The organism is Aeromonas sp. 600527 (assembly GCF_049175415.1).
Taxonomy (GTDB): domain Bacteria; phylum Pseudomonadota; class Gammaproteobacteria; order Enterobacterales; family Aeromonadaceae; genus Aeromonas; species Aeromonas veronii_A.
Genome location: NZ_JAAKVA010000007.1, coordinates 170,465 through 186,694, shown reverse-complemented (window position 1 = coordinate 186,694; position 16,230 = coordinate 170,465). Strand labels below are relative to the sequence as shown.

The 16,230-nt window shown below is 58.1% G+C and carries 14 protein-coding genes and 6 tRNA genes; 7 read left to right on the top strand and 13 right to left on the bottom strand.

The genetic code is table 11. From position 1 onward, the window contains the following. Nucleotides 1–692: 692 nt before the first annotated feature. Nucleotides 693–780 (bottom strand) — tRNA-Ser (locus tag G5154_RS11550). Nucleotides 781–977: 197 nt separating this feature from the next. On the opposite strand from G5154_RS11550, the gene G5154_RS11545 reads away from it, so the two are divergent. Both G5154_RS11545 and G5154_RS11540 read left to right on the top strand, forming a co-directional pair. Beyond that, on the top strand, nt 978–1,727 hold the full coding sequence (locus tag G5154_RS11545) for a DsbA family protein (RefSeq protein ID WP_158110468.1): 750 nt from the start codon (nt 978–980) through the stop codon (nt 1,725–1,727). Between the two features lie 296 nt (nt 1,728–2,023). Then, complete coding sequence (locus tag G5154_RS11540; RefSeq protein ID WP_421213001.1) at nt 2,024–2,926, top strand: TSUP family transporter; 903 nt, start codon at nt 2,024–2,026, stop codon at nt 2,924–2,926. On the opposite strand, the gene G5154_RS11535 is transcribed toward G5154_RS11540, so the two are convergent. Both G5154_RS11535 and hemL read right to left on the bottom strand, forming a co-directional pair. After that, on the bottom strand, nt 2,841–3,656 hold the full coding sequence (locus G5154_RS11535; RefSeq protein WP_216979575.1) for a hypothetical protein: 816 nt from the start codon (nt 3,654–3,656) through the stop codon (nt 2,841–2,843). The two genes, G5154_RS11540 and G5154_RS11535, sit on opposite strands and share 86 nt — an antisense overlap. Nucleotides 3,657–3,873: 217 nt before the next feature. Next, complete coding sequence (hemL, locus tag G5154_RS11530; RefSeq protein WP_368152885.1) at nt 3,874–5,160, bottom strand: glutamate-1-semialdehyde 2,1-aminomutase; 1,287 nt, start codon at nt 5,158–5,160, stop codon at nt 3,874–3,876. Between the two features lie 244 nt (nt 5,161–5,404). On the opposite strand from hemL, the gene clcA reads away from it, so the two are divergent. The 3 genes from clcA (at nt 5,405) to erpA (ending at nt 8,017) form a co-directional block, all read left to right on the top strand. After that, entirely contained in the window at nt 5,405–6,793 is a 1,389-nt protein-coding gene (clcA, locus tag G5154_RS11525) for a H(+)/Cl(-) exchange transporter ClcA (RefSeq protein WP_033136489.1), read from the top strand. A gap of 90 nt (nt 6,794–6,883) precedes the next feature. Continuing rightward, a complete protein-coding gene (locus G5154_RS11520) occupies nt 6,884–7,579 on the top strand; it encodes a DUF6776 family protein (RefSeq protein WP_005343032.1) in 696 nt (231 codons plus the stop codon). 87 nt (nt 7,580–7,666) lie between these two features. Further along, nucleotides 7,667–8,017: an iron-sulfur cluster insertion protein ErpA gene (erpA, locus tag G5154_RS11515; protein WP_005340225.1), complete on the top strand. Its 351-nt coding sequence runs from the start codon at nt 7,667–7,669 to the stop codon at nt 8,015–8,017. 138 nt (nt 8,018–8,155) lie between these two features. Here erpA and nhaC read toward each other — a convergent pair whose 3' ends face one another. Further along, on the bottom strand, nt 8,156–9,565 hold the full coding sequence (nhaC, locus tag G5154_RS11510; protein ID WP_421251634.1) for a Na+/H+ antiporter NhaC: 1,410 nt from the start codon (nt 9,563–9,565) through the stop codon (nt 8,156–8,158). 301 nt (nt 9,566–9,866) lie between these two features. Between nhaC and G5154_RS11505 the strand changes: the two genes are divergently transcribed. Beyond that, nucleotides 9,867–10,076: a hypothetical protein gene (locus G5154_RS11505; protein ID WP_005343034.1), complete on the top strand. Its 210-nt coding sequence runs from the start codon at nt 9,867–9,869 to the stop codon at nt 10,074–10,076. Here the strand turns inward: G5154_RS11505 and G5154_RS11500 are convergent. From G5154_RS11500 to rsmC, 9 genes are all read right to left on the bottom strand, one after another. Continuing rightward, complete coding sequence (locus tag G5154_RS11500; RefSeq protein WP_005343036.1) at nt 10,071–10,343, bottom strand: late competence development ComFB family protein; 273 nt, start codon at nt 10,341–10,343, stop codon at nt 10,071–10,073. The genes G5154_RS11505 and G5154_RS11500 overlap by 6 nt on opposite strands. Before the next feature lie 109 nt (nt 10,344–10,452). Continuing rightward, nucleotides 10,453–10,538, bottom strand: a tRNA-Leu gene (locus G5154_RS11495). A 71-nt stretch (nt 10,539–10,609) separates the two neighbouring features. Continuing rightward, nucleotides 10,610–10,695 (bottom strand) — tRNA-Leu (locus G5154_RS11490). A 46-nt stretch (nt 10,696–10,741) separates the two neighbouring features. After that, nucleotides 10,742–10,827: transfer RNA gene (locus tag G5154_RS11485), tRNA-Leu, on the bottom strand. A 44-nt stretch (nt 10,828–10,871) separates the two neighbouring features. After that, nucleotides 10,872–10,957, bottom strand: a tRNA-Leu gene (locus tag G5154_RS11480). Between the two features lie 53 nt (nt 10,958–11,010). Next, nucleotides 11,011–11,096: transfer RNA gene (locus G5154_RS11475), tRNA-Leu, on the bottom strand. A gap of 128 nt (nt 11,097–11,224) precedes the next feature. Continuing rightward, nucleotides 11,225–12,685 carry a glycogen synthase GlgA gene (gene glgA / locus G5154_RS11470; protein WP_005343039.1) on the bottom strand — a complete coding sequence of 487 codons (1,461 nt, stop codon included), beginning with the start codon at nt 12,683–12,685 and terminating at the stop codon, nt 11,225–11,227. Next, complete coding sequence (gene glgC / locus G5154_RS11465) at nt 12,675–13,892, bottom strand: glucose-1-phosphate adenylyltransferase (RefSeq protein ID WP_421250942.1); 1,218 nt, start codon at nt 13,890–13,892, stop codon at nt 12,675–12,677. The genes glgA and glgC overlap by 11 nt, the downstream gene beginning before the upstream one ends. Nucleotides 13,893–14,043: 151 nt before the next feature. After that, nucleotides 14,044–15,072: a 16S rRNA (guanine(1207)-N(2))-methyltransferase RsmC gene (gene rsmC, locus G5154_RS11460; RefSeq protein ID WP_421250943.1), complete on the bottom strand. Its 1,029-nt coding sequence runs from the start codon at nt 15,070–15,072 to the stop codon at nt 14,044–14,046. 280 nt (nt 15,073–15,352) lie between these two features. Here rsmC and dapA point away from each other — a divergent pair, with 280 nt between their 5' ends. Further along, nucleotides 15,353–16,225, top strand: a complete 873-nt coding sequence (dapA, locus tag G5154_RS11455) for a 4-hydroxy-tetrahydrodipicolinate synthase (protein WP_421250944.1) — start codon at nt 15,353–15,355, stop codon at nt 16,223–16,225. The last annotated feature ends 5 nt before the right edge of the window (nt 16,226–16,230 follow it).

Genomic DNA, 16,230 nt, shown 5'->3' with positions numbered 1-16,230 from the left:
GAACTCAGAAGTGAAACGCGGTAGCGCCGATGGTAGTGTGGCATTCGCCATGCGAGAGTAGGACACTGCCAGGCACCCAATACAAGAAACCCCGCTCATCGAGCGGGGTTTTTTATTGCCTGCAATTTAGAGAATTGCCTGATAATTGACCCATCTTATCTCTTTTCTTCTGTTCTTATTGTTACTCGCCGCTGTTTTCTGGTTCCACAAATAGCCTGATATTTCGCTTGGTACTCTTCCTTAACTGAACCGCTGTCGCTCTGTGCGGTGGCTCTGCAGTTGTCATATCCCGTGCATCCCATGATCGCCTATACGTCATGACCTCTTGCTTGGAATCTCTGCTTCCTGAGTTAGCCATCCGCTCTTTTTAAGCCGCAACCCCATCGCCCCTGCTTTTCTATGACTGTGTTAACCGGTCCTGACTTTATTCCGAAGAGGGGTTATTGGCTATGCCATGCCAATCTGGATCTGTTGTGGGAGCGTTTGGTCGCTGTGGTTTGGAGTAGGAAGGGATGTGCACAGGAACGCAGAGGTTCGATATTGATAGGTGATCTTGTGGCAGCTGTTGAGCCCGCAGGTGAGAAGATCAAGACAGGTGTTGGAGAAGGCTAGTATTTTGAGAGCTATTAGGAATGGCAAATCGCAGGCAAATAAAAAGCCCACGCAACATGGTTGCATGGGCTCGGTATAAATGGCGGAGGAGGTGGGATTTGAACCCACGGATGGTCGCCCATCGCCGGTTTTCAAGACCGGTGCATTCAGCCGCTCTGCCACCCCTCCGCAGCAGTGCGGCGAATATTACCATGCTGATCCGGCTTGTAAATCCCCGTCCGGTTCGATTGCTGGTTAATTGTGCTAAACAACATGAAAAAGTGGCAATCAGGGCGCATCAAGCGCTTTTTTGGCCAGATAACTTGACTTGAAAACAGACTCAACCACTATAGTGGCCTCTATCATATCCTCTGCAAGATAACGTTATGACTATTAAAAATGCCCTGTTTTGCGCGCTGGCTGGTGTGACCCTGCTGGCGACGCCGGTACATGCAAGCGAGCTGACCAAAAGCGATGTCGAGCAAATCGTTCGCGACTATCTGGTCAAGAACCCCGAGATCCTGGTCGAGATGTCCAATGCCCTGCGTGCCAAGCAGGAGAGCCAGCAGGCCGAGAGTGACAAGGCGCTGATCAAGGCTCACTCCAAGCAGCTTTATGCCAATCAGGATCCCGAGATGGGGAATCCGAAGGCATCTCTGACCATTGTGGAGTTTTTCGATTACAACTGTGGTTACTGCAAACGGGCCCATCCGCTGGTCAAGCAGCTGATGGCGGAAGATAAAGATATCCGTTACATCTACAAGCAGTTCCCCATTCTGAGCGAGTCCTCCTACTTCGCAGCCCGTGCTGCGCTGGCGGTCCAGCTGGGTCAGCCTGACAAGTACCAGGCGTTCCACGAGAAGCTCTATACCCATCAGGGGCCGCTCGCTGATGAAGCACAGGTCAAGCAGTTGGCTGTGGCGGCCGGTGTTGACTGGAGCAAGGTGGAAGCCAAGATCAAGGATGGCAGCATTGACCAGAACCTCGGTACCAACCGTACGCTGGCTGAAGCGCTCGGTATCTCTGGTACCCCGGCCTTCATCATTGGTGATCAGATCCTGCGCGGTGCTCCCCGTGATCTGGCCAGCCTGAAGGGGTTTATCAAGGACGTGCGTGCCGGCAAGAGCATTCAATAAGCGGTTGTCATGGTCGAGGGCCTAGCGCCCCGGCCAGATACAGAAAGAGGGTCGGTATCACTACCGGCCCTCTTTTTTATTATGTCCTTTGGCACAAGTGGTCGTCGCGAAAGGACCATAACAACGTGCTCAGGACCCGGCCTGTTGGCCTCAGTAACAAGTATTAGCAGAGCCGTTCGGAGTCTAATGATAAATATTTCGCCTCGCAGAGGTGTGTCGTGAGCATTGCTTAATTCCGGTCAAGATTTTTTCTGCTGCTTGCCTTAGAATCGCCGCCCGTTGCAGGAGAAACCCCTATGTTAGTTGATATTTTACGGCTGGTTTTTATAGCCGGAGGCCTCGTATTTGTCTTCATGCTGGTGCAAGCCTGCTGTCGGAAGAAGCAGAGTGGATCCTTTGAGGCGACCCCCTTTTGGCCGGTGGCGTTGATCGGTGGGGTTGCCAACTTCCTCGATACCCTGGGGGTGGGCAGCTTTGCGGTAAAGACCGCCTGCTACAAGCAGTTCAAGCTGATCGATGATCGGGTACTGCCGGGTACCCTCAATGGGCAGTGCGTGCTGCCGACCGTAACTCAGTCGCTGATCTTCGTCGGTGCAGTCGCAGTGGAGCCGCTGACGCTGATCAGCATGATGATGGCCGCCGCAGCGGGCGCTGCCTGGGGGGCTCGCCATGTGGCCTCGTTTGATCGGCAGACCATCCGGTTGGTGATGGCTATCTCCTTGCTGGTCGTTGCAGGGCTTATCTTTGCCGGTCTGCTGGGGCTTTTTCCTGTAGGCGGCGATGCGATGGGGCTCAGCGGCTACAAGCTGACGATTGCCCTGCTTGGCAATTTCATCTTCGGGGTGCTGATGAATGTCGGTATCGGCCTGTTTGCCCCCTGCATGACGTTGGTTTATCTGCTGGGGATGAATCCGCTGGCGGCGTTTCCCATCATGATGGGCTCCACCGCCGTGCTCAGCGTTTTCTCCGCAGGCACTTTTATCCGCAAAGGGGCGTTTGATGCCAAGGCGGTGCTGGCGGTAGCCATCTTTGGCCCCATCGGTGTGGTGCTGGCCGCCATGCTGGTCAAATCCATGGATATGGAGATGCTGAAGTGGCTGGTTGCCTTTATCGTCATCTATACCTCCTGGACCATGTACGCTTCCTGGCGGGCGGCGCGTCGCTCCCCTGTGCAGCTGACGGTGGAGAGCGCAGGCTAGCCTGTACCAGTGCCGCTTCGGCCTTGGCCCCCAGAAAAACATAGAGGCCAAGCGCCAGCAGCAAACCCACCGCACACCCCATCACTCCGACCGCTGGCCAGAGCAGCTCGCTCTGGCCGAGCGAGCCTTTGAATAGCAGCAACAGCCCCTCGATGGAGACCGCGATCAGAATGGCGGCGATAAAGCGGGTGATGGTGCGGCGAATAGCGCTGTGGCGGAAGATATCCTTATGCAGCAGTACCTCCTCTTCCAGAATGGTCTTGCCCAGATCGAACACCGCCAGTGCCAGCGTCAGGAAGATGATGGCGCTAAAGGCGCCGAGCTGGTTCTGCTGCTCACCGCACAATAGCTGGTAGAGCTGCTCCAGCCCGTGCCAGATCAGGGTGGCGACGATCAAAAACAGCGCCATGCTGAGCACCACATAGACCGCCTTGAACCAGGGCATGGCGCGGCGGCGCTCCCTGTCCCCCATCAACCAGCCAATCAGCTGATTCAGACAGACGGTGATCTCCCGTCCTTGCCCCTGCACGATAAGGTGCAGCCGGTTATGGGCCGTCGGTGCCGCAGGCTGGATGCACATCGGCCCCTGATAGTGGTCAATGCTGACAACAAAGGGATACCCCTTGAGCGAGACAAGGGGGGCGCTGAGCAGCCCCTGCAGTAGCGGGGTCAGCTCCTCCTGATACTCCTGATAGCGCCGCAGCACATCGATGGGGCTCATCTCTGCCATATGGACCTCGGTGACGTGGGCTCTTGTGGTGAATGTGCAAATAGTGGGCCTGCTTTATGACAGGGATGATGGGGCAAGTTGCACCAGAGGATGACAAATCGGCGGATGACCAGGGGACAATGCACCATAAATGGGCGTATTGCCGCCCTGTGTGGTGATGGAGTCTCTGTAATAGAAAAGGGCCCATGACGGGCCCTTGGCGACAACCAGCGGTGATTTAGCCAGCCAGCTTGGCGAAGCTGCGCTCGGCGGCGGCCAGGGTGTGTTCAATCTCCTTGTCGCCGTGAGCCAGCGACAGGAAGCCCGCCTCGTAGGCGCTCGGCGCCAGATAGACGCCCTCTTCCAGCATCAGATGGTAGAAGCGCTTGAAGCGTTCCATGTCGCAGCGAGTGACCTGCTCGTAGCGGGTGATTTCGGGCTCGTCGGTGAAGAAGAAGCCGAACATGCCGCCCACATAGTTGATGGCGAGCGGGATGCCGTGTTTGGCTGCGGCCGCTTTCAGTCCCTCGGCAACACGAGCCGTCTTGGCGCTCAGCTGCTCATAGAGACCCGGCTCCAGCAGCAGATCCAGCATGGTCAGACCGGCTGCCATGGCCACCGGGTTGCCGGAGAGAGTTCCCGCCTGATAGACAGGGCCGGTCGGTGCGATGTGTTGCATCACCTTCTTCTTGCCGCCGAAGGCGCCCACCGGCATGCCGGCACCGATGATCTTGCCGAGGGTGGTAAGATCCGGGTCGATGTTGTAGTGGCCCTGGGCACCACGCAGGGAGACGCGGAAGCCGGTCATCACCTCGTCCAGGATCAGCAGGGCGCCGAACTCGTCGCAGATGGCACGCAGCCCTTCCAGGAAGCCGGGCACCGGCGGGATGCAGTTCATGTTGCCTGCGACCGGCTCGACGATGATACAGGCAATCTCGTTGCCGTATTGGGTGAAGGCTTCACGCACCGAATCCAGATCGTTGAAGACGCAGGTCAGGGTATGCTTGGCAAAATCAGCCGGTACGCCCGGGCTGTTGGGCTGACCCAGGGTCAGGGCGCCGGAACCGGCCTTGACCAGCAGGGAGTCGGCGTGGCCGTGGTAGCAGCCCTCGAATTTGACGATCTTGTCGCGGCCGGTGTAGCCACGGGCCAGACGAATGGCGCTCATGGTGGCTTCGGTGCCGGAGTTGACCATCCGCACCTGCTCCATGGAGGGGACGATCTGGCGGACTTTCTCGGCCATCAGCACTTCGATCTCGGTCGGCGCACCGTAGCTCAGCCCCTTCTCAACGGCCTTGATGACGGCGGCCTTGATGGCCGGGTGGTTGTGACCCAGCAGCATGGGGCCCCAGGAGCCGATGTAATCCACGTAGGCCTGACCATCCACATCATAGAGATAGGCGCCGTCGGCGTGATCGATGAAGCGGGGTGTGCCGCCGACCCCATTGAAGGCGCGGACCGGTGAGTTGACGCCACCCGGAATGGTCTGGCGGGCCTGTTCAAACAGCTGATCTGATTTTGACATGGATCATCCTTAATGGGATTTTGGTCGTCACACAAGGGATTGCAGCCGATTGAGACTCGGCAGGCCGGAGCATCAGGAGTATGCTTTGCGCTCTCGCCACCCGGACTCTCGGTCTGCTCCCGTGACAAAAATTTAACGGGCCGACTATAGCAGAAAGCCCCAGCCCTGGGCAGCCGAGCAACGCACCGGGTGATCCTGATCTCAGCTAGCTGACGATATGGTTTTTCCAAGTTGGTGTAACAAGATGGCGCAACAAGCTCTCTCCTCTGAAGCCGATACCTCTTCGCGGGGGCCGCTTTCCCGCATTATCCGGCAAGACAAGATGCCCTTGCTGGTTCTGTTGCTGGCGGCGCTGGTCGGCACCCTGGCCGGACTGGTGTGCGGCCTGTTCGAATCGGGAGTCCACTGGCTGGCAGAGCAACGCATTGCCTTGCTGGCCGACCGTCCCTGGTGGCAGCTCGGTCTGCTCGGCTTTGGCTTCAGCGCCTTGCTGGGATTTGTCGGCTACTTCCTCACTCATACCTTTGCCCCGGAAGCGGGCGGTTCCGGCATTCCCGAGATCGAGGGGGCGATGGATGATCTGCGCCCGGTGCGGTGGTGGCGGGTGTTGCCGGTCAAGTTCTTCGGTGGCATCTGCACCCTGAGCTCCGGTATGGTGCTGGGGCGGGAGGGGCCTTCGGTACAGATCGGCGGCAACCTCGGCAAGATGGTGGCGGATATCTTCCGGCTGCCCAAGGAGCATGGCCATGCCCTGTTGGCCGCCGGTGCGGCGGGCGGTCTGGCGGCAGCCTTCAATGCGCCGCTGGCGGGCATCCTATTCGTGATGGAGGAGATGCGGCCGCAGTTTCGCTACTCCTTTCTGGCCATCAAGGCGGTGGGGATCTCCGCCATCATGGCGACCCTGATGTTGCAGAACATGAAAGGGCAGGGGGCGGTGATCACTCTGCCCCACTACGATGCGCCAGCCCTCAAGGCGCTCTGGCTGTTCCTCTTTATGGGGGCCACCTTCGGGGTGCTCGGTTTTGTCTTCAACAAGCTGGTGCTGGCCTGTCAGGATGGCTATCTGGCGTTGCACCAGAACAAGCGCCACCGTTTTGTGGCCATCGGCATGCTGGTCGCCGGAACGTTTGGCGTGCTGTCGCTGTTTGCTCCTGCGGTGACGGGGGGCGGCACAGAGCTTATTCCCCATCTGATGGGGGATGAGTATGCGATGGCGACCCTGTTCCTCATCTTTTCGGTGCGGCTGGTCGCGACCCTCATCTGCTTCTGCTCCGGTGCCCCAGGCGGGGTGTTTGCGCCGACCCTGGCGCTGGGCACCCTGTTTGGCGTGGTGTTTGGCCATCTGTTTCATGCGGCGTTTCCCGAGCTTGGCATCGAGCCCGGCGCCTTTGCCATCGCCGGAATGGGGGCGCTGTTTGCTGCCACCGTGCGTGCCCCCATCACCGGTATCGTGCTGGTCACCGAGATGACCGACAACTATCAGCTGATCCTGCCGATGATGATCACCACGGTCGGTGCGACTCTGGTTGCCCAGTGGCTGGGGGGGCGGCCCATCTATTCCCAGATCCTGGAGCGAACTTTACGGCTCGCCGCGCGTCAAAAGCGAGGTGATGGCAGCGCCACGGCCAGTTAATTTTTCCCTTTATCGCCTTTGGCCCCGGTCAGGGCGGTATAGTGAAGGGAGAGCGCTGCCGTAAATGGCGTGATAACGGGATGAGGGGCTATGTCCAATCTATTGAAGTTATTGGTCGTGTTAGCCGTCGGCGGGCTCATCGGTTACTTTGTCGGTAACCGTCAGGAGCTGGCCCAGAGCAGTCTGTTGGTGGTACAGCAGGAGACGCTGGATCGCCAGGGCAAGGCCATCGGCCAGCTCAAGACCGAATTGGGGGTGAAAGATACCCAGTTGGCGACCCAGAAAGCGGCCTTCGAGCAGTTGCAGACCACCCTGAAGAGTCAGGAGGCGCAGGTGCAGGAGCTCAAGCGCCAGCTGGCCTTTTTCGAGCGGATCATGCGCCCCACCGGCGAACAGGTGGGGGTGGTGATCGACAACCTGACCCTGCAGGAGACCAGCATTCCCGGTCGCTACCACTATCGTCTCGCCCTGACCCAGCCTGCCAAGAAGCGGGAGCTGTTCCGTGGTCAGGTGCAGATCCGGGTAGAGGGGAGCCTGGCTGACAAGCCGAAGACGCTGACCGGCCGCGATCTCGGGATGAAGGTGAGCGAGTGGCGCTATGCCCTGCGTTATTTCCAGCTGCTGGAAGGGAATTGGCAGTTGCCGGAAGGCTTTGTGCCGGATCGAATCCGTGTCACCATCAACAAGGACGGCAGGCAACCGGCGCAAGAGCTGCTGGTTGAGTGGGGCGAGGTGATCAAGCCGCTGGTCGCCGCACCGCCTGCCCCGGTTCCCGCGGCCGGTTAAACGTGGTGAATACTTGAACTGAATGGTCGGGTATTGGATAATTTCGCGGTTTCCATGTTTGTGGATCTAATGGTTGTGAGGTCAGTAATGAGTGCAGTAGCAGAAGCCCCGCTGCCCATCCAGATGACGGATGCGGCGGCCAACAAGGTGAAGAACCTGATCACCGAGGAAGAGAATCCCGAGCTGAAGCTGCGGGTATACATCACGGGTGGGGGCTGCTCCGGTTTCCAGTATGGCTTTACCTTTGATGAGAAGATCAACGACGGGGACACCGTAGTCGAGAAGAATGGCGTCACCATGGTGATCGATCCCATGAGCCTGCAATATCTGGTAGGCGGCAGTGTGGATTACACCGAGGGTCTGGAAGGTTCACGCTTTACCGTGACCAACCCCAACGCCACCACGACCTGTGGCTGTGGCTCCAGCTTCTCCATCTGATCGGCGTTATCGGTCTGATGAAACGGCTCTCGGCAACGAGGGCTGTTTTTGTTTGTGGTGATCAGTGAGCTCCATCAAACAGCATTTCTCTGAAACAACAAAGGCGCCTTGGTGGCGCCTTTGTTGTTTCAGGATGGCTTAGCGGGAGCTTGCCGCCGCGACCAGCGGGATCCGGTTCACTGCCTTGCCCATGTAGGCGAGGATGATGGTCACAATGATGCAGGTGAAGCTCAGCCACATGTAGGGCAGGTAGTCGAGGGTTGCCACCCCCAGAACCCCGGCCATGAAGATGCCGTTGTCGCTCCAGGGCACCATGCCGCAGGTGAGGGTGCCGCCAAACTCGGCGTTGCGAGAGAGGTTCTTGCGCGCCAGTCCCAGTCGGTCGTAGTTTTTGGCCATGATCTTGGGGGTCAGGATCAGCGACACATACATGGCTGAGCCAAACACGTTGGCCAGAAACGCGGTGCCGATGGTGTGGCTGGTCAGGCTGCCGACGCTATTGATGCGCTTCTCGAAGGCGCTGGCGATCACTTCCAGAATACCGACCTTCTCCAGCAGGCCGCCAAACCCGAGACCGAAGATGATGACCGCGACCGAGCCCAGCATGGACTCCATGCCGCCGCGCCCGAGAATGTTGTCGATAAAATCGATGCCGGAGGTGATGGCAAACGGACTATAAGCCGAGTGCATTGCCTTGACTGGATCCATGCTCTGGAAGGCGATGGCCCAGATCAGGCCAAGCAGGGCGCCGAAGCTGATCACCGGGAAGGCGGGCTTGCGGTTGGCCAGCAGACCCAGCACCAGCACCACGGGGACTATGGCCAGCGGGGTGATATTGAACTGGTTGTCGAGAGCCTCCATCACCAGATTGACCTGCTCCAGGCTGACATTACCCGAATACTGCATGCCCACCACGGTGAACAGCACGGCGGTGATGACATAGGAGAGCAGGCTGATAGGCAGCATCCCCTTGATATGTTCCACCACGTCGACGTTGGACATGGTCGAAGCCAGCACTACTGAGTCGGAGAGCGGAGAGAGCTTGTCACCGAAATAGACGCCGGAGAGCACGGCACCGGCTACCAGCGGCGCAGGCACGCCGAGACTGTGGCCGATCCCCATCATAGCGATACCGGCGGTGGCGGCAGAGCCCCAGGAGGTGCCGGTGGCCAGCGAGGTCAGGGAGCAGATGATCAGGGTTGCCAGCAGGAAGATGGACGGGTGGATCACCTTGAGGCCGAAGTAGATGATGCTGGGGACTATGCCACCAGCAATCCAGGTGCCGACCAGAGCACCGACGGAGACCAGGATCAGGATGGCCCCCATTCCCTTGGCAACGCCGTCAACGGCTGCCTGTTCCAGGGATTTGTAATCGTGGCCGAGTTTGATGCCAAGCCCCATGATGACGAACCAGGCGATGAACAGCGCCAGCTGGATCGGCAGATCGAGCACGCTGGTGAACGAGAATGCCAGGGCCAGGAAAATGGCTAGACAGGCAAACACCTGTGCCATGCCCGGTAGTCGGATGTGGTTTTGTTGGTTTTGCATAGATACTTCCTAAACTCTTGCTCGCCAAGGTCACTCCCTCTCGTCCTGTGGATACATCGATCCCGAGGAGGCAACCCAAAAAGAGGCCGCAATCTACCACAAACCCGGCGGGTTAAAGCCCCATCAAATTGGCAAAAATGCACATTTGATTGAAAAAATCACAAATTAGTTGATCTCATAACCCGTTTTTGAGCGGCCTGTTGACACAAAGGGTCACATACGAAGCTTGCCTGTGACGCCACTTGCATCCCCAATAGATGCAGATGATAATTATTATCAATTGTTGGTTGGGGAGAAAACAATGCGCTGGATATTGCGGGGTATGATGTTGCTGGTGGCGGTGGCCGTACTCGCATGGGGTCAGGATAAAGAGTACGGCACCTGGAGTGTAGGTTTTCTGCTGGCTGCCTGGGTGATGCTGGAGCCCGGATTGCGGCCCGCCTTGATCTTGCTGCCAGTGGCCGGGTTGACCGGTATCGTTACCCTGCTCTGGCAGCAGCCCTGGTTATGAGCTTTTGACGGGAGCCTGCTTGATCTTCTGCTGTGCCACCTTGAGCGATTCGACCACCAGCTTTTCCATTTCGGTGCGCTTGGCGTCGGTCAGGAAGTAGATCATGTCGACATTGTGGCGAATATAGTGGGCCGGAAGCTGGTTGAGGGTAAGGCAGCAGAGGTCGGCCATCTGATCGCTGTTGAGCTTTTGCTGCAGCCCCTGTTTCTCAATCTCCTTGAGCACCAGATGTTCGTAAAAGTTGTGAATGTCGGTATCCAGTATCATATGCGTTCCTTGGCATGACGATGAGCGGGGAGTCGTCAAAAGCATAGCCATAACAAGGAGTAAAAACAAAAGGCCCATCACTTTCGTGATGGGCCTTTTGCGTAATGAATGGTGCGAAGAGAGGGACTCGAACCCTCACATCCGTGGGACACTAACACCTGAAGCTAGCGCGTCTACCAATTCCGCCACCTTCGCACACTGATTTTCTCCAGCTGGTTTTTAAATGCGGTTGGAGCGCATTGCTCTGTGTTTACATGTCAGAATCATGGTGCGAAGAGAGGGACTCGAACCCTCACACCCGGGGGGCACTAACACCTGAAGCTAGCGCGTCTACCAATTCCGCCACCTTCGCACATTCGGGTTTCCAGTCTGGATTTACATGCTGTCTGGATAAAGCATGGTGCGAAGAGAGGGACTCGAACCCTCACATCCGTGGGACACTAACACCTGAAGCTAGCGCGTCTACCAATTCCGCCACCTTCGCACATTGTGTTACCAGTTTTGATTTACATGCTGTCTGGAGAAGCATGGTGCGAAGAGAGGGACTCGAACCCTCACACCCGGGGGGCACTAACACCTGAAGCTAGCGCGTCTACCAATTCCGCCACCTTCGCACATTCGGGTTTTCTAGTTGGATTTACATGCTGCTGAATCAGCATGGCAGTATTGGTGCGAAGAGAGGGACTCGAACCCTCACATCCGTGGGACACTAACACCTGAAGCTAGCGCGTCTACCAATTCCGCCACCTTCGCATCACTGCGGAGGGGGATTCTATAGAGTTTTGGGGGAGCGTCAACAGCCAAAGGGGACTTTTTTCGCTGTTGACGCCCAAAGTGGCGCAAAGGGTACAAAACTTCAGCAATTAGCCGACGTCTGGCATTCAGTAACGGCCCAATGCGCTCTGATACATCCGTTCATACTGGGTGACCGAGTCAGGCCAGTTGAAGCGGGTGCTCATGGCATTGCGCTGCACCTTGGCAAAACGCTCTTTGTCCTGCAGGAAATAGAGCAGGCTACGGCGCATGGTATCGAGCAGGATGGCGGCAGTCGGATCGTTAAAACAGAAGCCGGTGGCATGCTCGGGATCTGCATCCCAATCCACCACGGTATCTTTCAGACCACCCACGGCGCGTACCAGTGGCAGGGTGCCATAGGCGAGGCTGTACATCTGGTTGAGGCCGCAAGGCTCGAACAGCGAGGGCATCAGGAAGAAGTCGGCACCGGCTTCGACCAGATGGGCCAGCCGATCGTCATAAGTGTTGATGAAGGCGAGCTTGCCCGGATAATCCCGGGCCATGGTTTGCAGTTGCGTGGCGAGCGCAGGATCGCCAGAGCCGACGATCACCACTTGTACCTGATGGTGGAGGAATTTCTCCAGCGCAGGGAGCAGCAGGGGAACGCCCTTTTGCTCGGTCAGGCGGCAAACCATGCCGTAGATGGGCAAGTCCGCCACGGCCAGCCCCGCTTCCTGCTGCAGGCTCTCTTTGCAGATCTGTTTGCCAGCCATGTTGTCGATGCTGTAGGTCGCAGGCAGGAATTCGTCGAACTCCGGATCCCAGTCCTTGTAGTCGCAGCCGTTGAGGATGCCGCAGAGATCGGCCGCCCGTTGCTGGAAGATATGTGCCATGCCGTGGGCGCCGAGGTGAGTCAGCAGCTCCTGAGCATAGTTGGGGCTGACCGCATTGATCTTGTCGGCGTAGAGCACCCCGCATTTGAGCAGATTGACGTGGCCGTAGTCGTAGTTGATGCGGCGTTCATAGTCGGCGATCTCGGGCATGGCCCAGAACTGCTCGCGGCCAAACACCCCCTGAAACGCCGCATTGTGAATGCTGATCACGCTGCGGGTCTGCTGGAAGAAGGGGTTGTGAGCGTGGCGAGTTTTCAGCAGCAGTGGCAGCAGGCCGGTGTGCCAGTCATTGCAGTGGGCGATATCCGGGGCAAAGCCAAGCTGCTCGCAGGCATGGAGGGCCGCGGCCGAGAAGAAGGCAAAGCGCTCGCCATTATCCGGATAGGCCTGATTGTTCTCGGCGTAGAGCTGGGGACGATCGAAATATTGCGGGCAGTCGAGCAGATAGACGCAGACGCCATCCAGCTCCATCTGGTAGATGCGATAACCGATATCCGGCAGCCCGGGATGGGTTGGCAGCCAGCGGGACGCCACCAGTCTGGCCTCATCCCGTCGCTTGATCGTCTTGTAGAAGGGCAACATGATCCTGACATCATGTCCCTTCTGGGCCAGGTACATCGGCAGGGCTCTGGCGACATCGGCCAGGCCCCCGGTCTTGACCAGCCCCTCAACTTCCGAGGCAACAAACAGGATTTTCAGTGGGTTAATAGCCAACTCTTGCTCCCTTAGGTACCACCACGATACCGCCTTCGGATACGGTAAATCGCTCTCTATCGTGGTCCAGATTTTCACCGATAACGGTGCCTGGCGCAATTTCAACGTTTTTATCAATGATGGCGCGCCGGATGGAGCACCCTTCACCAATCTTCACATCCCCCAGCAGCACGGATTCACTGATATGGCTGCACGCGCCGATATTGCAGCGGAAACCGAGGATGGATCGCTGGATCTGGCTGCCCTGAATGAAGCAACCGGCGGAGATGAGCGAGTTGGCGATCTTCACCTTGCACTCGTCGCTGTCGATGAAGGTAGCAGGCGGCAGCGCCGGATAGTGGGTGTGCAGGGGCCACTTGCGGTTATAGAGGGAGAAGGGGGGATTGTCGGCCACCAGGTCCATGTGCGCTTGCCAATAAGAGTCGAGGGTGCCCACATCCCGCCAGTAGACGTGCGGTTTCTCGCCGGGGATGACGTTGGTGCTGTAGTCGTAGACATAGACGGGGGCGCGCGGGTAGAGGCTCGGGATCACATCCTTGCCAAAGTCGTGGCTGGAGTTCTCTTCGGCGGCATCCCGCTTCAGTTCGCGGCAGAGGGCATCAGTCTCGAAGATGTAGTTGCCCATGGAGACCAGCGCCTGGGTCGGATCTCCGGGAATGTGCTTGGGTTGCTTCGGCTTTTCCTGAAAACCGATCATCCGCCCTTCGGTATCCACCTCGATCACCCCGAAGGCGCTCGCCTCTTCGATGGGCATGCGCAGGGCTGCGACTGTCATGGCGGCATTTTTCTGCTTATGGAAGCTCACCATCTGGCTCACATCCATCTTGTAGATGTGGTCGGAGCCAAAGATGCAGACGTGATCCGGTTCGGCCCGCTCGATAAAGCCGAGGTTCTGGTAGATAGCATCTGCGGTACCGTCATACCAGCGTTTGCCCATCCGCATCTGGGCCGGGATGGGGTCGATAAAGCGGTCGGTGATGCCGACAATGTTCCAACCTTTCTTCATGTGCAAGTAGAGAGACTGGGATTTGAATTGGGTCAGTACATAGATACGCAGAAAGTCGGCGTTGACGAAGTTGTTGAGGACAAAGTCGATCAGCCGGTAGCTGCCACCGAAGGGGACGGAAGGCTTGCTGCGGGTGGTGGTCAGAGGCTGCAGGCGAGTACCTTCGCCACCAGCCAGGATCATGGTCAAAATGCCTGCCATCGTATTTCTCTCCCTGAATGAACCGCATGAAAAGGTTTTCAATGTCCGGTATAAAAACACCCCTAAAGGGGTGGTTTTTATCGTGCTCTTAGTACCTTATCAGATCCCGTATGGCGCTCTCTAGCTGTTTTATTGTGCTGCTTACACTTATTTACATTTTGCTCAGATAGACCTTGAATTTGGCATCACTGCTGATCACTTCAGTCCGTTTGAAGTGTGTCTCCAGTATAGGCTGGTAGCGCAAGAAGGCGTTGGCAACAATGGTCAGCGAACCATTTGGCAGCAAAAATTCCGGCGCCTTGGCCAGGAACTGCTCGGTCGCCGCATAGAAGGTTTTGAGACCCGCATGGAATGGCGGGTTGGAGACGATGTGCTGGAAACGGGTGGAGACATCCGAATAGACATCGGAAGCGGTGACCTTGCCCTGCAGACCGTTGATCGCCAGGGTGCGGCGGCTCGATTCGAGCGCCAGCGCACTGATATCCACCATGTTGAGCCGCAGATCCGGATTGCGCTTGGCCAGCACAGACCCAATTACCCCAGCGCCGCAGCCAAAATCGAGCAGCTCGCCCTTCATCGGCGGTACGGCGGCCAGCAGCATCTGGGTGCCGAGATCCAGCTCGGCGGCGCTGAAGACGCCGGGCAGTGCCAGCACGGTCAGCTCGGTATCACCCGCCTTGCACTGGTAGCGGCCAAACCAGCTATCCAGATCGAACGGGGCGACCGGTTGGCTCAGCTCACCGTGATAGAGAGAGCAGCGGCGCGCCGAATCGCGCTTGACCGGCTTTTCGCCATAGGGGGCCAGCAGCTTGTCGGCGCCATTGATGCCGCCGCGGTTTTCACCGGCCAGGAACAGATCGGCACCCGCTTCCAGCAAGGGGGTCATCATGGCCAGCAGATATTGTGCCTCGGCCTTGGCCTTGGGCATCAGCAGCAACAGGGCATCGAAGCGAGGGGCGCCACCGAGCTGGTGGTCGAACAGGATAGCCTCGCCGAGGGCGGCCTGCTGGCTGCGGTAGTAGCAGTAATCGGTGGTAAAGACGGTCAGGGTCTGGGCCAGGCTCGCCAGCTGGCGGGGGTAGTCATCCTCCAGCGCGCCGCAGACAAGTAGCCGCTTGCCGACAAAGAGGGCTTGGTTTCGTTCCAGCATCTGGCTGACGGCACTGATTGGGCTGCTCATCGGGTCTCTCCACGCAATTTTGGGCGGCCATTATACATAGCCCCTTTCGCCTTGACATTTATGCCGTGTTCCCGAAATATGCCCAGACACCATTTTTTGACCAGAGATGACGAAATGCGGTTCAACGAGTTGAAACGAAAGCACAAAAAAAGCCTGAAATTCGGGCCTGCCGACGTTCGCGCGTAACCTCTCATCCCTGAGAAGCTTCAAACCCCGGTTGCGCACATCGTACCGGGGTTTTTTATTGCCATATGCGCGTCATTTAGGAGAAGGAGATCCCATGTTTCAAGGTTCAATCGTTGCGTTGATCACCCCGTTTCGACAGGGAAAGCTGGATGAAGAGGCGCTGTTGCGTCTGGTGGAGTGGCATATCGAACAGGGCACTCACGGCATTGTGCCGGTGGGTACCACGGGCGAAAGCCCGACCCTGACCCATGACGAGCACTGCCGGGTGGTGGAGCTGGTGGTAAAACAGGTCGCTGGCCGTATTCCGGTGATTGCCGGAGCGGGCTCCAACAATCCGGTCGAGGCCATCGAGTACACCCTCCATGCCGAGCGGGTGGGGGCTGATGCCACTCTGCATGTAGCCGGTTACTACAACCGTCCCAATCAGGAGGGGCTCTACCACCACTTCAAGGCGGTACACGATGCCACCGCCAAGCCGATCATCGTCTACAACATCCCGCCGCGCGCCATCGTTGACGTGCAACCCGCGACCCTGGCCCGTCTGGCGGAACTGCCGCGCATTGCCGGGGTGAAAGATGCCACCGGCGATCTGGCCCGCCCCTGGACCGAGCGCCAGCTGATCAAAAAGCCCTTCGCCTGGCTCTCCGGTGAAGATGCCACTGCCGTCGCCTACAACATCGGCGGTGGTCAGGGCTGTATCTCGGTGACCGCCAACGTGGCCCCCAAGCTGGTGGCCGAGGTGCAGAACCTCACGCTGGCTGGCAAGTGGCAAGAAGCGCGTGAACTGCAAGATCAGCTGATTCCGCTCCATCAGGCGATGTTTGCCGAGCCGAGCCCGGCCGGTGCCAAGTATGCCGCCTCTCTGCTCGGTTTCTGCAGCGAGGAGTGCCGTCTGCCGGTGATGCCACTGTCGGAAGCGACCCGCGAGCGCATTTGCAGCGCCATGCAGCAGCTCAACCTGCTGTAATGCAA

Bases quoted from the DNA above. Each gene is read 5' to 3' on its own strand.
- G5154_RS11545 (WP_158110468.1), top strand. From the start codon at position 978: ATGACTATTAAAAATGCCCTGTTTTGCGCGCTGGCTGGTGTGACCCTG.
- G5154_RS11540 (WP_421213001.1), top strand. From the start codon at position 2,024: ATGTTAGTTGATATTTTACGGCTGGTTTTTATAGCCGGAGGCCTCGTA.
- G5154_RS11535 (WP_216979575.1), bottom strand. From the start codon at position 3,656: ATGGCAGAGATGAGCCCCATCGATGTGCTGCGGCGCTATCAGGAGTAT.
- hemL (WP_368152885.1), bottom strand. From the start codon at position 5,160: ATGTCAAAATCAGATCAGCTGTTTGAACAGGCCCGCCAGACCATTCCG.
- clcA (WP_033136489.1), top strand. From the start codon at position 5,405: ATGGCGCAACAAGCTCTCTCCTCTGAAGCCGATACCTCTTCGCGGGGG.
- G5154_RS11520 (WP_005343032.1), top strand. From the start codon at position 6,884: ATGTCCAATCTATTGAAGTTATTGGTCGTGTTAGCCGTCGGCGGGCTC.
- erpA (WP_005340225.1), top strand. From the start codon at position 7,667: ATGAGTGCAGTAGCAGAAGCCCCGCTGCCCATCCAGATGACGGATGCG.
- nhaC (WP_421251634.1), bottom strand. From the start codon at position 9,565: ATGCAAAACCAACAAAACCACATCCGACTACCGGGCATGGCACAGGTG.
- G5154_RS11505 (WP_005343034.1), top strand. From the start codon at position 9,867: ATGCGCTGGATATTGCGGGGTATGATGTTGCTGGTGGCGGTGGCCGTA.
- G5154_RS11500 (WP_005343036.1), bottom strand. From the start codon at position 10,343: ATGATACTGGATACCGACATTCACAACTTTTACGAACATCTGGTGCTC.
- glgC (WP_421250942.1), bottom strand. From the start codon at position 13,892: ATGGCAGGCATTTTGACCATGATCCTGGCTGGTGGCGAAGGTACTCGC.
- rsmC (WP_421250943.1), bottom strand. From the start codon at position 15,072: ATGAGCAGCCCAATCAGTGCCGTCAGCCAGATGCTGGAACGAAACCAA.
- dapA (WP_421250944.1), top strand. From the start codon at position 15,353: ATGTTTCAAGGTTCAATCGTTGCGTTGATCACCCCGTTTCGACAGGGA.